This is a genomic window from Cecembia lonarensis LW9, from assembly GCF_000298295.1.
In the GTDB taxonomy this organism is placed as follows: Bacteria; Bacteroidota; Bacteroidia; order Cytophagales; family Cyclobacteriaceae; genus Cecembia; species Cecembia lonarensis.
The window spans coordinates 14,907-29,265 of record NZ_AMGM01000024.1; the positions used below are offsets into that span (position 1 = coordinate 14,907).

The 14,359-nt window shown below is 41.1% G+C and carries 14 protein-coding genes; 8 read left to right on the top strand and 6 right to left on the bottom strand.

What is annotated here, in order from left to right:
• The first annotated feature begins 396 nt into the window (after positions 1-396).
• Both B879_RS09240 and B879_RS09245 read left to right on the top strand, forming a co-directional pair.
• Positions 397-1,161, top strand: a complete 765-nt coding sequence (locus B879_RS09240) for a sensor histidine kinase (RefSeq protein WP_009184905.1) — start codon at positions 397-399, stop codon at positions 1,159-1,161.
• A gap of 38 nt (positions 1,162-1,199) precedes the next feature.
• The gene (locus B879_RS09245) at positions 1,200-1,826 is read left to right on the top strand and encodes a response regulator (protein WP_009184906.1); all 627 of its coding nucleotides are present in this window, start codon (positions 1,200-1,202) and stop codon (positions 1,824-1,826) included.
• 4 nt (positions 1,827-1,830) lie between these two features.
• On the opposite strand, the gene B879_RS09250 is transcribed toward B879_RS09245, so the two are convergent.
• The 3 genes from B879_RS09250 to B879_RS09260 all read right to left on the bottom strand — a co-directional run bounded on the left by B879_RS09250 (position 1,831) and on the right by B879_RS09260 (position 4,719).
• Entirely contained in the window at positions 1,831-2,973 is a 1,143-nt protein-coding gene (locus B879_RS09250) for a cysteine desulfurase family protein (protein WP_009184907.1), read from the bottom strand.
• 63 nt (positions 2,974-3,036) lie between these two features.
• The gene (glmM, locus tag B879_RS09255) at positions 3,037-4,425 is read right to left on the bottom strand and encodes a phosphoglucosamine mutase (RefSeq protein WP_009184908.1); all 1,389 of its coding nucleotides are present in this window, start codon (positions 4,423-4,425) and stop codon (positions 3,037-3,039) included.
• A 63-nt stretch (positions 4,426-4,488) separates the two neighbouring features.
• A complete protein-coding gene (locus B879_RS09260; protein ID WP_009184909.1) occupies positions 4,489-4,719 on the bottom strand; it encodes a hypothetical protein in 231 nt (76 codons plus the stop codon).
• Positions 4,720-4,790: 71 nt separating this feature from the next.
• On the opposite strand from B879_RS09260, the gene mazG reads away from it, so the two are divergent.
• Entirely contained in the window at positions 4,791-5,591 is an 801-nt protein-coding gene (gene mazG / locus B879_RS09265; RefSeq protein WP_009184910.1) for a nucleoside triphosphate pyrophosphohydrolase, read from the top strand.
• 19 nt (positions 5,592-5,610) lie between these two features.
• Here mazG and B879_RS09270 read toward each other — a convergent pair whose 3' ends face one another.
• Positions 5,611-6,105, bottom strand: coding sequence for a cupin domain-containing protein (locus tag B879_RS09270; protein ID WP_009184911.1), 495 nt, complete (start codon positions 6,103-6,105; stop codon positions 5,611-5,613).
• A gap of 163 nt (positions 6,106-6,268) precedes the next feature.
• On the opposite strand from B879_RS09270, the gene B879_RS23185 reads away from it, so the two are divergent.
• The 5 genes from B879_RS23185 (at position 6,269) to B879_RS09295 (ending at position 12,619) form a co-directional block, all read left to right on the top strand.
• Positions 6,269-6,736: a WD40/YVTN/BNR-like repeat-containing protein gene (locus B879_RS23185; RefSeq protein WP_238542113.1), complete on the top strand. Its 468-nt coding sequence runs from the start codon at positions 6,269-6,271 to the stop codon at positions 6,734-6,736.
• Complete coding sequence (locus B879_RS09280) at positions 6,705-8,402, top strand: WD40/YVTN/BNR-like repeat-containing protein (RefSeq protein WP_009184913.1); 1,698 nt, start codon at positions 6,705-6,707, stop codon at positions 8,400-8,402. Before B879_RS23185 ends, B879_RS09280 begins: the two co-directional genes overlap by 32 nt.
• Positions 8,403-8,638: 236 nt before the next feature.
• Complete coding sequence (gene recJ, locus B879_RS09285; RefSeq protein ID WP_193786162.1) at positions 8,639-10,363, top strand: single-stranded-DNA-specific exonuclease RecJ; 1,725 nt, start codon at positions 8,639-8,641, stop codon at positions 10,361-10,363.
• A 1-nt stretch (position 10,364) separates the two neighbouring features.
• Positions 10,365-11,102 (top strand): LPS export ABC transporter ATP-binding protein, encoded by a 738-nt coding sequence (lptB, locus tag B879_RS09290; RefSeq protein ID WP_009184915.1) that lies wholly within the window; start codon positions 10,365-10,367, stop codon positions 11,100-11,102.
• A complete protein-coding gene (locus B879_RS09295; RefSeq protein WP_009184916.1) occupies positions 11,102-12,619 on the top strand; it encodes a GH3 auxin-responsive promoter family protein in 1,518 nt (505 codons plus the stop codon). Before lptB ends, B879_RS09295 begins: the two co-directional genes overlap by 1 nt.
• A gap of 172 nt (positions 12,620-12,791) precedes the next feature.
• On the opposite strand, the gene mtgA is transcribed toward B879_RS09295, so the two are convergent.
• Together mtgA and B879_RS09305 are read right to left on the bottom strand one after the other, a co-directional pair.
• Positions 12,792-13,487 carry a monofunctional biosynthetic peptidoglycan transglycosylase gene (mtgA, locus tag B879_RS09300; RefSeq protein WP_009184917.1) on the bottom strand — a complete coding sequence of 232 codons (696 nt, stop codon included), beginning with the start codon at positions 13,485-13,487 and terminating at the stop codon, positions 12,792-12,794.
• Between the two features lie 4 nt (positions 13,488-13,491).
• Positions 13,492-14,334, bottom strand: a complete 843-nt coding sequence (locus tag B879_RS09305) for a class I SAM-dependent methyltransferase (protein WP_238542114.1) — start codon at positions 14,332-14,334, stop codon at positions 13,492-13,494.
• Positions 14,335-14,359 lie beyond the last annotated feature (25 nt).

Genomic DNA, 14,359 nt, shown 5'->3' on the forward strand with positions numbered 1-14,359 from the left:
TAATTCCTATATTCTTGGTTCTATGATAATTCTTGGCTGTTGTTTTTATTTTTTTTATGGCCTCATCAGTAAGAATATGTTTATCGAAATAAACCTTTTAAGATTTCCTGTTTTTTGGGTAGTCACCTTTCTGCTATTTTTTTATTCCAGCTCGATATTAAATTTTGCTTCCATAAGATATGTCACCACTACTAATTTTGAATTAATGAGAATGATGCAAAACATCATTAATGCTTTAGGAGCTTTTATGTATTTGGTTTTTGCCATTAGTTTTTATCTGCCCTTGATTAAAAATAAAAAGACCAAAATCAGCAGCAATCTGAGTTGATTTGTTAGGATAAGTAGTGTCAAAATGTGTACTTTTAGTCAAATCATCCAATTATAGGTTTCTTTGGCATGGATAATTCTGGAACGGAAGTTTTCTACATCGTTTTATTGGGATTTGTATTGATGTTGTTGATGGGCTCATTTATTGTGACCATGGTGATAGTACATCGTCAAAAGCAGCTACAAAATCAACAAAAATTGGCGGCAGTGAGGGCAGAATACGAGAAAACCATCATCAATGCCGAGAAAGAAATCAGGGAAAACACCCTTACCCACGTAGGGCGGGAACTCCACGACAATATTGGCCAACTCCTTTCTTTGGCTAAAATGAATTTGGCCAGTTCCAAACCCGAAAAAGTATCAGAGGGAAAGTCCATGCTTAACCAAATTATCAAAGAAGTGAGGGGACTGTCCAAATCTTTAAACCTGGATTGGGTAGAATCCATCACTTTGGAGGATTTTATACAAAATGAGTTAGCCAAGTTGAAGAGTGCTGCCTTTTGTCAAACACAATTCGAAAAAAAAGGAGACGAAATCCAATTGGACAAAGACAAAAAAATCATCCTGATCAGGACCATTCAGGAGTGCCTGAACAATGCCATCAAACATGCCCAACCCAAAAGTATTTCCTTTCATTTGGAGACAAGACCGGAACACTTGATAATTTGTATAAAAGATGACGGAGTAGGTTTTGACACTTCACAGGTAAGTAATGGTTCAGGGATGTATAACCTGAAGAACCGCATGCTTGCCATAGAAGGTGAATTTGATATACAATCAGCGCTTGGAAAAGGTACAGAAATCAAACTCTCCTTGCCAATATCGAATCCTTGACTTATATTTTGTTTCTGAAATCTATCACCCAAACTTAGATGATCCATATTGCACTGGCGGATGACCACAAGATGTTTGCAAAAGGCATAGAAAGTCTTTTGGAGGAGGAAGATGATTTTGTCATCAAGGGAGTCTTTAATAATGGTGTGGAACTGATGGATTTTTTGAAAAATAAAGCAGTGGATGTGGTGCTAACTGATATGAATATGCCACAGATGGATGGTATGGGGGTAGTGGCTGCGATAAAGAAAACCATACCTGACACCAAGGTAATTGTGCTTTCTATGTATGATGATAAAGAAATCTACGAGAAATGCATAAAGCTCGGTGCTGATGCCTATGTATTAAAAGGCTCAGACCCTGATGAATTGATTTATACCATTAGGGAAGTGTATGAAGGAAGTTATATTCAAGGCTTCCAAAAATTACTTTTTCAACAGGATGACGGAAAATACCCAGATCATTTCAAAGAGCGCTTTAAGCTATCCCGTAGAGAATTGGAAATTTTACGCTTGATCAAGGACGGCAACCTCAATAAGGAAATTGCCGATATCTTAAGCCTAAGCCAGCACACCGTTGAATCTCACCGCAAAAAAATACATCAAAAGCTTGGGGTGAGTTCTGCCGTAGAACTGGTGAAAAAGGCTATAGAAATGAACCTTTGAATGTTTATACATTCACAGTATACAATTCTTTCAACTTTTCCACGGTATAATCAACCTCTTCGGCAGTATTGAACCTGCTGAAAGAAAACCTCACGGATTCTCTTTCGGGGTCATGTCCCAAAGCACGAAGCACATGTGAACCTACCGTGGCTCCACTGCTACAAGCCGAACCCCCAGAAGCAGAAATGCCATGCAGGTCAAGGTTGAACAAAAGCATACCCCTATTTTCTTCTGATGGGGGTAAACTTACGTTTAATACTGTATACAGGCTCTTTTTTAAGTCTGCAGATTTGCCATTGAATTCAATTCCGGGAATATTTTCCTTCAGCAATTCAATAAACCTACTTTTAAGGCTTTCAATGTGCTTTCTATGTCCGTCCATATCCTCATAAGCCAGTTCCAGGGCCTTGGCAATGCCTATGATTCCGATGACATTTTCAGTTCCACCCCGCATATTCCTTTCTTGGGCACCCCCGTGAATAAAGGGGTGTATTTTCTTATCCTTTTTCACATATAGGAAACCTGATCCTTTAGGGCCATGAAATTTATGGCCTCCGGCAACCAGGGAATCAATGGGTAGGTTTTTTAAATCATGGGCATAATGCCCCATGGTCTGTACGGTATCTGAATGGAAAAATGCGCCGTAGGTTTTGGCCAATTCGCCGATGGTTTCAATATCGTTGATATTGCCAATTTCATTATTGGCATGCATTAATGATACAAATGAATTGGGATTGGCCTGAAGCAATGCTTCCAATTGCTGCAAGTCTACCTCCCCTTTGGGATTGACATCCAGCAAACTCAGTTTAATCTTTCCTTTTTTGGCACATTCCTCTAGGGTATGTAAAACTGCATGGTGCTCAATAGGGGAAGTAATGGCATGCTTGATGCCATAGGTTTCTATGCCACAAACAATGGCAGTATTGTCTGCTTCGGTTCCACCTGAGGTAAAAAATATTTCAGAAGGAGCAGCATTCAAAAGTTCTGCAACTTTCTTTCTTGCCTTTTCTATGGCCGAACGCACTTGTCTGCCATGGCTATGGACAGAGGAGGGGTTGCCATAATGCAACTTCATATAAGGCAGCATGGCTTCGATCACCCGATCGTCCATGGCTGTTGTAGCGGCATTGTCAAAATAAACGCGCATCTTCAAGTTATTTTGCTGGTTGTATAGGTAATCTTTTCCAAAGTTAAGAACTTTGGAAAAGATTTAAGTTCCTGAGATCAGTTCTTTGATGTCAAGAATAATCTTATTGGCCAGGTGTTCTGCTGTGGCCAGGGTTTCAGATTCTGAATAAATCCTGATGATCGGTTCGGTATTGGATTTTCTTAAGTGGACCCATTCTTTTTCAAACTCGATTTTCACCCCATCCACATCATTGATCGGATGTTTGCTGTATTTACTTTTAATCGCCTCTAGGATCTTATCCACATCAATCTCAGGTGTCAATTCAATTTTGTTTTTAGAAATATGGTAATTTGGATAGGTAGCCCTAAGCATAGAGATGCTTTTTCCAAATTTTGCCAAATGGGTCAAAAACAAGCCAATACCTACTAAAGCATCCCTTCCATAATGAGATTCGGGATAAATCACTCCTCCATTCCCTTCACCGCCGATGATCGCATTGGTTTCCTTCATTTTGTTGACCACGTTGACTTCTCCCACGGCTGCGGCCTGATAGGTTCCACCACGTTTTTCTGTTACATCCCTCAAGGCCCTGGTCGAACTCAAATTTGAAACAGTATTTCCAGGCGTTTGAGAAAGCACATAATCTGCAACAGCCACTAAGGTATATTCCTCACCAAAAGGGGAACCGTCTTCATTCATGAAACAAAGCCTATCCACATCCGGGTCGACCACAATTCCCAAATCATATTTTCCTCTATGGAGTTTATCTGCAATATCTCTAAGGTTTTCTGGCAATGGTTCGGGATTATGGGGAAAGTGGCCATCTGGCGTACAGTACATTTCCTCTATGTTGTCTACTCCCAAAGCCCGGAGTAATTTGGGTACTGCAATACCACCTGTGGAATTCACCGCATCTACCACTACTTTGAACTTTCTGGCTTTGATGGCTTCCACATCTACTAATTTGAGTTCAAGTACATGCGCTACATGTCGGTCAATATAGTCTTCAATCAGCGTGTATTGTCCTAGTTTTCTTACCTCTGCAAAAGCAAAATTCTCGCTTTCCGCACTCTCCAAAATGGCTTTTCCTTCTGCATCTGAGATGAACTCTCCTTTATCATTGAGAAGTTTGAGGGCATTCCATTGAATAGGATTATGGCTGGCAGTAAGGATGATACCTCCCCCGGCTTTTTCCAGAGGCACGGCCAATTCCACCGTTGGCGTGGTGCTTAATCCCAGGTCGATGACATCGATGCCCAAGCCTTGAAGGGTGGCTGTTACTAATTTGGAAACCATTTCACCCGAGATTCTGGCATCCCTTCCAATCACCACTTTGGGATTTTTGGTGTGTGAGATGATCCATGAACCATAGGCAGCGGTAAATTTTACGACGTCAAGTGGGGTAAGCCCTTCTCCAGGTTTGCCTCCGATCGTTCCTCTGATTCCGGAGATAGATTTGATTAATGCCACGATGAAAATTAAATAAGGTTAATAACAGAAAAATCCTGGACAAGCCAGGCATACAAAATATTTTTATTTGAATTTGGCCAACACCTTGTCTACCTCGTTGTCGGGATTACCACAACTGGAATTGGCATCTACGGTTTTACCGCAATATCCACAGGTTCCACCTTCTTTGTTCAGGTAAGGATTTTGGGAAGCACAGGTGCCTTTGAATTCACCATTTTTGATAAAGATGAGCCTTACGGACATCAAAATGAAAAATAAGGCAAGAAAGGCTAAAGTCAAATACAAGGTTGTCATATCAATATAATTTGCGCAAATTTACGTAATACTTTCAAAACGTCCTCACATAAAGAATAGTTTCCCTTTTTATGCCAGAATTATCTTCAAGAGAAGCCCAGCTTGCCGCATTTGACCGTTTATTGACCATTATGGATGAGCTCAGGGAACAATGTCCCTGGGACAGAAAGCAAACTTTGGAAAGTCTACGACACCTGACCATTGAGGAGACTTTTGAATTATCGGATGCCATTTTGGAAAATGACCTGGAGGAAATCAAAAAAGAACTGGGGGATATACTGCTACACATTGTCTTTTATGCCAAAATCGGATCAGAAAAATCGGCATTTGACATGGGAACAGTCATCAATAGTCTTTGTGAAAAACTGATCAGGAGACATCCCCATATATATGGGGACACAGAGGCCAAAGACGAAGAAGCAGTGAAACAAAATTGGGAAAAAATCAAGCTTCAGGAAAAGGGTAATGTGTCCGTCCTGGGAGGTGTCCCTAAGTCCCTACCTGCATTGATTAAAGCCATGAGGATACAGGAAAAGGCAAGAGGCGTAGGCTTTGACTGGGAGGAAAAACATCAGGTATGGGAGAAAGTGGAAGAAGAAATGAAAGAGTTTAAGGAAGCTTTTAATGCCATAAAAGAGGAAGAAATTGACAAGGAAAAAGCCTCAGGGGAATTTGGTGACTTATTGTTTTCCCTCATCAATTATGCCCGTTTTATTGATATCAATCCAGAAGAGGCGCTGGAGCGGACCAACCTTAAATTCATCAAACGCTTCCAATACCTTGAAAATGCAGCCAAAGCAGCGGGCAGAAAAATTGAAGAAATGAGTCTAGCCGAAATGGATGTGTACTGGGAAGAGGCCAAGAAGCTTTGAGGCTTGGGATTCTAGGTCATTATCTACCGAAATCATCCTGCAACCTGACAATGTCTTCTTCGTCAGAAGGATGATTGGCATCTGTATGCTGCCAGATTTCAGCCACCATGCCCCAATCTTCCAATCCAATCAAACGGTGCCTTTCCCCTTGTTGTAATTTGATTTTATCACCTGTGCTTAAAATATGTCTTTCCTTTTCTTCATCGCTCATGCTGGATACCACGGCAACTGAACCTCCAATACAACGCCAGATTTCTGCCCTACGGAAATGATATTGCCAGCTGAGCCGCTTTTCAGGGGCTACCAACAAGATTTTTGGGCTGAGTTTTTCTGAAATTTTTAAGGACTCAAAATCTTCTTCTGGGAAAAATGCCTTGGCAAAATCCTTGGCCTGAGCCTCTTCAATAACCAGAAATCCACCCCATGGCCTATCTCGGTCTTCTGCTACAACCTTTAATCCTTTGGTATGCAACAATGATTTTGCGCTTTCAAAAATTTTGGTTTTGACTTCCATTTTTCAATTAATACCGCTGTACAATAAGTCCAAAGATGCAAATTGCTGTGGAATTTTGAAATTTTATACTCATAACTCTTTTTGGTCTTAAATTTTGCCGATTCGCCAGATGATTTATTGGGGTATTTTAACCAAATTTATGGCAAGTCCAACCAAATACATCATGAAGAAAATACTGTTATTTGTTTTTATGCTTGCTGTTGCTTTGCCATCCTTTTCCCAAAGGGGGAAAAATACTGTGAGCAACCCTGTAACCATCAGTTTTGATGCCTCACTTTATGAAGGGCTGACCTGGCGCAACATCGGGCCATTCCGCGGCGGTAGATCCAATGCTGTTACCGGCCTTCCGAGCAATGATCAAGTTTATTTTGCAGGCTATACCGGAGGGGGGCTATGGAAAACAGAAAATGCCGGGATTTCCTGGTTCAATATATCTGATGGATTTTTCAAAACCAGTTCTGTAGGGGATATTGCCATCAGTGAATCTGATCCTAATGTCATCTATGTGGGTATGGGAGAGCATGCCATTAGGGGAGTCATGACGACCTATGGAGATGGGATTTTACAAGTCCTTAGATGGGGGAAAAACTTGGAAGCATATGGGACTGGAAAAGACCAGGCATATATCTGACGTGGTTATCCATCCACAAAATCCTGATGTGGTTTTTGTCGCTGCACAAGGAGCTGCACATGGGCCGAGTGAGGAAAGGGGCATTTTTAAAAGTACTGATGGAGGGGTGACCTGGAAAAAGACGCTTTATGTTGACGAGAATACAGGGGCATCTTCTTTGAGTATGGATTATAACAACCCAAGAATTCTCTACGCAGCGACATGGGAGCACAGAAGGTTGCCCTGGCAGGTCCAAAGTGGTGGAGAGGGGGTCATTTATACAGGAAGTGATTGTGGATTGGTTCATATTACCAGAGATGGAGGGAAAACCTGGGAAAACATTACTCCTGCTGGTTTGCCGGAAAGTTTGATACAGTCCATTGAGGTTTCCCCTCATGAAAAAGGCACCGCTTATATAGCTGCCACCCGGTACAAATTCAATGATTTCCAGAGCATGTCCTATAAAACTACTGACTATGGCAAAACTTGGACAAATATTAACACTGGCATTGATAAAGATGACTTTATCAAGGTCATCAGGGAAGATAAACAAAAAAAGGGGCTATTGTATGCAGGTAGTGAAAGGGGGTTTTATGTATCCTTTGACGGAGGTCAAGAGTGGAATAAATTCCAGCTCAATCTCCCTGTAGTGCCTGTCACAGACATTGCTATTGCAGATAATGACCTGGTAATATCCTCAGCAGGAAGGTCATTTTGGATTTTGGATGACCTGAGTGCAGTTCAGCAGTCCATGGGTAATCTTAAAGGACTTCAGCTTTTTGAGCCAAAGACCACGGTGAAATATGAAGGTTTTATTCCATCTTGGATGGATTTGCCTCCAGGTATTGGGGAAAATCCAAAAACCGGAGTCATTTTGGATTATTACTTGCCTGAAAAAGCAGACTCTTTACCAGTAAAACTTGAGATCTTTGACAGTATGGGAAGGAATATCCGCACTTTCTCCAATCAAAAGGATGAAAACTTTAAAGCTTTCTCCGGAGGACCATCACCTGAACCATTACTTCCTTCCCATAAAGGCATCAACCGATTTGTTTGGAATTTCCGAGGTAAAACCCTTTTGGAAATCCCCAATGCTTTTGTGTACGGGGATTATAGTGGTCATCGTGTAAAACCAGGGAAATATAAGGCCGTGTTGCATTATAATGGCGGTACTTCAGAAACTGGATTTGAAATTGTACAAGATCCAAACCTCAAAAATGTTACAGATGCGGATTGGGAGGCCCAGCAGCAATTCTTAGAACGGGCAGCCGCTACGCTTACAGAAGTCCACCAATCCGTAAATGAAATCAGGAAGGTTAAAGCTCAGGTGGTGCATCTCAACGGTCTTTTAAAAGACCATGAAGCGCATGCTGATCTTTTGGAATCTGGAAACCAACTAGTCAAAAAAATAGATGATTGGGAAGGTAAAATCGTAGAAACCAGACAAAGCAATTTCCAAGATGTGATTAATTTTCCAAGTCAGCTGAATGCTCAGTTTTTTGAGTTGAGATCAGCTGTAGATGTGCATGATCCAAGGCTGACGGCAGCCGTAAAAGCAAGACTTTCAGACTTAGAAAACGAATGGAAAACCTACAAATTAAGCTTGGAAGAAATCCTTGAAAAAGATGTCGTGACTTTCAATGAAAAATTCAAGGAAAAAAATATTCCTGCAGTGATGAAAGATTAAACTTTTTGGGTTGGAAATCAGTCTAAATGGGAGACGTACAAGTCTCCCATTTTATTTCCCATTGGAGGTAAGATTAGTGGCAAAAGTGAATTGATCTATAAATTTCTCTTAATTTTCAGATCCCGGCTTTTAGAAAAGGCCGGGATTTTTTATTTAGTCTTCTCAAATTACCACCGTTCAAAAATAAATGGGATTAATCTATCCTAAATAGCCGCTTACTTTAGTAATTTAGCCTTATGGAGTATAAATGGATGATCAGGGAAAAGGCCGACCCTAAAACTGTAGAATCCCTTAGCAAAGAAATCAATGTCAACCTTACTTTAGCCAACATACTGGTTAACAGGCGGGTAGATACTTTTCAAAAAGCCAAAGATTATTTCAGACCCGATCTGGACAAGTTGCATGATCCTATGCTCATGAAGGACATGGACAAAGCAGTGGCCAGAATGGGAAGAGCCATCAAAAATGAAGAAAAAATTTTGGTTTATGGAGACTATGATGTGGACGGAACTACTTCGGTGGCCATGATGTATGGTTACATAAGCCAGTTTTACCCCCATGTGGATTTTTATATTCCAGATCGCTATAAGGAAGGGTATGGTATTTCAGAAAAAGGGGTAAGGTATGCAGCGGAAAACAATTTTAAACTGATCATTTCCTTGGATTGCGGCATAAAAGCCATTTCCAAAGTGGTTTTGGCCAAAGAACTGGGAGTAGATTTTATCATCTGTGACCATCATACTCCTGGGGAAGCGTTACCACCCGCTGTGGCCATTTTAGACCCCAAAAGAAGCGATTGCTCTTATCCTTACAAGGAGTTGAGCGGCTGTGGGGTAGGTTTTAAACTCATACAGGCATTTGCTTCATTGATGGGGGATGAGGCTGGTAAGGTTATGGAGTTTTTAGACCTCTTGGCTATCAGCATTGCAGCAGATATTGTTCCCATCACCGGAGAGAATAGGATATTGACCTTTTATGGCATTGAAAGGATCAACAACAACCCTAGGCCTGGGATAAAGGCCCTGATATTGAGAAGCAAAATTGAAAAAGAGATTGAGATTTCAGATATCGTTTTCAAAATAGGGCCAAGGATCAATGCCTCTGGACGCCTGGAACACGCCAAAGCATCTGTGGAACTGTTGATCTCCAAAGATTTGGAAGATGCTCTAACAAGGGCTGAGCTGGTAGATACCGTAAATGCTGCCAGGAAAAATTTTGATGAAAACATCACCAAGGAGGCACTGTCTATGATTCAAAGCATGGAAGAAGTGCAGCAGATGAAGACCACCGTACTATTCAAGGAGGATTGGCATAAGGGAGTGATCGGAATTGTTGCTTCGAGGTGTATCGAAAGGTATTATAGGCCCACCATCATCCTTACAGAGTCAAATAACAAAGCTACGGGAAGTGCCCGATCAGTATTTGATTTTGACATTTATGAGGCCATTTCTGAATGTAGTGATTTATTGGAACAGTTTGGTGGACACAAGTATGCAGCAGGGCTGACACTTTCAGTAGACAATGTTCCTGCCTTCCAGGCCAAGTTTGAAGAAGTAGTAAGTGCAAGGATTCATGATATCCATATGAAGCCGGTACTGGAAATAGATGATGAAATACTTTTGGACCAGATCAACTATAAATTTTACAATATTTTAAAACAGATGGCACCTTTTGGCCCTGGGAATCCGGAACCTGTATTCACTGTGAGACAGGTTTATGCTGACAATGTCCGGATTTTAAAAGATAAACATTTGAGGTTCAATGTTGTGCAGGATGGTCAGGAAACCAAGCCGATTTGTATTGCTTTCGGTTTAGCGGATAAAATCACCTATCCCGATGAGATCATTTACAAAATGCTGATGCGAAAAATGCGTTTTGATTTGGCATTTGAAATCAGAGAGAATACTTTTAGAAATAACAGTACTCTTCAATTGTACGTGAAAGACATAAAATTTGACTGACATGCTATTAAGAGCGGAACATCTCGTAAAAATATACAAGGGTAGAAAAGTAGTCAACGACATATCTGTCGAAGTGAATCAGGGCGAAATTGTGGGACTTTTGGGCCCCAACGGTGCTGGCAAAACCACTTCATTTTATATGATAGTGGGTTTGATCAGACCCAATGAAGGCAAGATTTTTTTAGATGAGCAGGAAATCACCGACCTCCCCATGTACAAAAGAGCAAAATTAGGGATTGGCTATCTGGCCCAGGAAGCCTCTGTTTTCCGAAAACTTTCAGTAGAGGAAAATATTATGGCGGTTTTGGAAATGACCAATAAAACCAAGGCAGAGATGAAGGAAAAGGTGGAGAGCCTTTTGGAAGAATTCAGCTTGACCCATGTGAGAAAAAACCTGGGCATGGTACTTTCCGGTGGGGAAAGAAGAAGAACAGAAATTGCCAGGGCTTTGGCGGTTGACCCGAAGTTTGTACTTTTGGATGAACCTTTTGCTGGTGTCGATCCGATTGCTGTGGAGGAGATACAGACCATTGTGGCCAAATTGAAGACGAAGAACATTGGTATTTTGATCACAGACCATAATGTAAATGAAACCTTATCGATTACAGATAGGGCTTACCTTATGTTTGAAGGAAGATTGCTTAAAGCAGGTACGGCGGAAGAACTTGCCGCGGATGAACAGGTACGTAGGGTTTACTTGGGCCAGCATTTTGAATTGAAAAGAAAAGTTTTTAACTGATGGAGGTAGTCAACTCTTTTATGACCTGGATTTTTAAAAACCGCATAGGTCAAATAGATAATTTCAAAAAAAATCCAATTGAAGTTCAACGAGATACTTTTGAAGAACTGATAGCATCTGCAAGGAGGACGGAATTTGGAAAGCAGCATGGCTTTTCAAGTATCAAAAAATATCAGGATTTTGCGGCAAATGTACCTGTGCAAAGCTACGAGGAGATGCAATCTTTTTTTGAAAGGATTATGAAGGGGGAGCAAAATTTACTTTGGCCTTCGGAGATCCTTTGGTTTTCTAAATCCTCAGGTACTACTTCAAGCAGAAGCAAATACATACCTGTATCCAATGAGGCGTTGGAAGATTGTCATTTTAAGGGGGGCAAAGACATGATTACCCTCTATGTCAATAATTATCCGGATAGTCGCCTTTTTTCAGGGAAAAGCTTAAGTATAGGTGGAAGTTTAAGTAACAACCCTATCAATCCGGACAGCGAAATTCAGGTGGGCGATATTTCTGCTGTCATCATGCAAAACCTACCACTTTGGGTTCAATTTGCAAGAACACCCGGTCTTGAAATCGCATTGATGCAGGAATGGGAGAGTAAGATTGAAAGGATGGCAAGAGAGGTCATGGATGAAAATGTAGTGAGCATATCCGGTGTACCTACTTGGACCATTGTGCTGTTACAGCGAATTCTTGAGTTAAAGAAAGCCAAGCACATCTTGGAAGTCTGGCCGAACCTTGAAGTGTTTTTCCATGGGGCTGTAGCTTTTGGCCCTTATAGAAGTTTGTTCAAGGAACTCATCCCTTCTCCTAAAATGAGGTATATGGAAACCTATAATGCCTCAGAAGGATTTTTCGGTATTCAGGATCAGACAAATTCAGATGAAATGCTTTTGATGTTGGATTATGGTATTTTTTATGAGTTTATCCCCATGGAAGATTGGGAAAAGGATAGCCCTAAGGTTATACCATTATCTGAAGTGGAAATCGGTAAAAACTACGCCATCATCATCTCTACCAATGCAGGTCTTTGGCGCTATAAAATCGGTGATACGGTAAAATTCACAAGTACTCAGCCGTATCGCTTTAAAATTTCTGGTAGAACGAAGCATTTTATCAATGCTTTTGGGGAAGAGGTGATCGTGGAAAATGCGGAAAGGGCTGTCCAAGCTGCCTCAGAGGCTACAGGAGCCACCATCACCAACTTTACCGCAGCTCCTGTCTATTTTGGAGACTCTTCCAGCAAAGGGGCACACGAATGGGTGATTGAATTCAAAAAATTCCCCGATGATAAAGAAAAGTTTACGGCTGTACTGGATCAGAAACTGAGGGAAATCAATTCGGATTATGATGCCAAAAGGTATAAAGATTTGGCCTTAAGCCAACCCAAAGTGCATTTTTCAGAAGAGGGTTTGTTTGAGAAATGGCTCAAAAGCAAAGGAAAACTTGGAGGTCAAAACAAAGTGCCAAGACTTTCCAATACAAGGGAGTATTTAGATGAAGTTTTGAGTCTGATTTGAGGAATTGATGCGTCCGTTTGGGCTTAGGTATAGATTAGCGTTTTTTCTATATTTTTCGAACTAAATCTTAAAAATTCCAGAGAGCTTTATTGAATAAGTTGTAAGCTAGCTGTGGAGTAGATACCATTTCAAAAAAGTAATCTGTGGAAATTTGCACTTAGCTGAATTAAAACTACAGCCCCATCCCCACCGGCTGGAGGTTATTCATTTGTCTAAGTATCCAAACTTGCCTTCCTTGAATGTATGGGGTGGGTCTGGCTGGATTCCAGCGCCTTGGATTGGGTAAAACAGCAGCAATTAATGCTGCTTCATTACGGGTCAGTTTTTCAGCAGGTTTCTTGAAATAGTGTTGGGCTGCGGCCTCTATGCCATAAATCCCTTCCCCCATTTCAATCACATTGAGGTAAACCTCCATGATGCGTTCTTTGGGCCAAATGAATTCTATCAGAAAGGTAAAATAAGCTTCTAAGCCTTTTCGGACCAAAGTCCTTCCTGGCCATAAAAAGACATTTTTAGCTGTTTGTTGGGATATGGTAGAGGCACCTTTGATTCTTTTTCCTTTCTTATTTTGCTCCCAAGCTTTTTCCATGGCTTCCCAGTCAAATCCTTTATGGGTCAAAAACTTCTGGTCTTCTGCCGCCACTACCGCTTGAGGGACATGCTTCGAAATTTTTTGGATGGATACCCAGTCCTTGTACAGGCGTAGTGCTTTCTTCTCGTCCTTTGCTTGCTCGTAAAGTCTAATGACCATTAAAGGGGTAATAGGCACCGGAACAAACCGGTAAAGCACAGTAAAGCCAATACTCAGAATGAAAAACCATAAAATGATTTTAAAGAATATCCTGAAAATTCTTTTGATGATTTTCATTGCATTAAGCGTAAGCAGTGGCTTGGATGAACCTGTAATTAAAAATCGACTCTGGCATTTCTTTTAAGGAATCCATGGCCTCTTGCATGGCCTTGAAATCCTTCTCCGTAATCAAACCTTCCTGAATCAGCGAAGGCGCACCTGAACTCATTAGGTTTTTCCAATAGGTAAATACCGTCTTTTTTTCCTCTGGCTTCCTTTTGTCCAAATGGAATCCTCCACTTCTCAATTCAATATCCTTATAACCTGCCTCATCCAGTAAGGCCCCCAATTTGGCGCCTACTTGAGGATCTCCGCCAATGGTTACTTGGTACTGATTGTAAATCTCCCAATAGTCCATGACTGCTGGAAGGTAAGGGTAGGTGTAAAAACTGCTGTTGAAGACTTCGGTGACAGAAACCATGGCGCCAGGTTTTAAAAAAGGTTTCATACTGATAAGAACCCTTACAGGATCAGGAATATGTTCCAATACCCAGCATATAAATGCCGCATCGAAAGTTTTATCCAAATGAAGCTTGGTGGCATCCTGCTGTATAAATTTTACTTTTTCCGGACCATAACCCAAGGCAACCATGTTTTCTTGGGCTTTTTTAATTTGCAGGGCTTCATACTCTACCCCGGTTATTGATAGGTTTGGAAATCTGCGCAAAAGGACTTCAGTCTGTGCGCCCACCCCACTACCTATTTCAAGCAAGTCCCTGACTTTGGAAAAGTCTATGTACCCATATATTGGTCTTTCGATGACCAAAGCCTGCTCCCTTAACCTTTCCTGCTCAGTGGCAGTATAGCCATGGATATATTTTTTTTCTGATGGATCCTGCTGCATTGATTTTTTTCTATGCAGCAAAATAAGGAGTTTTTATGTGCATAAT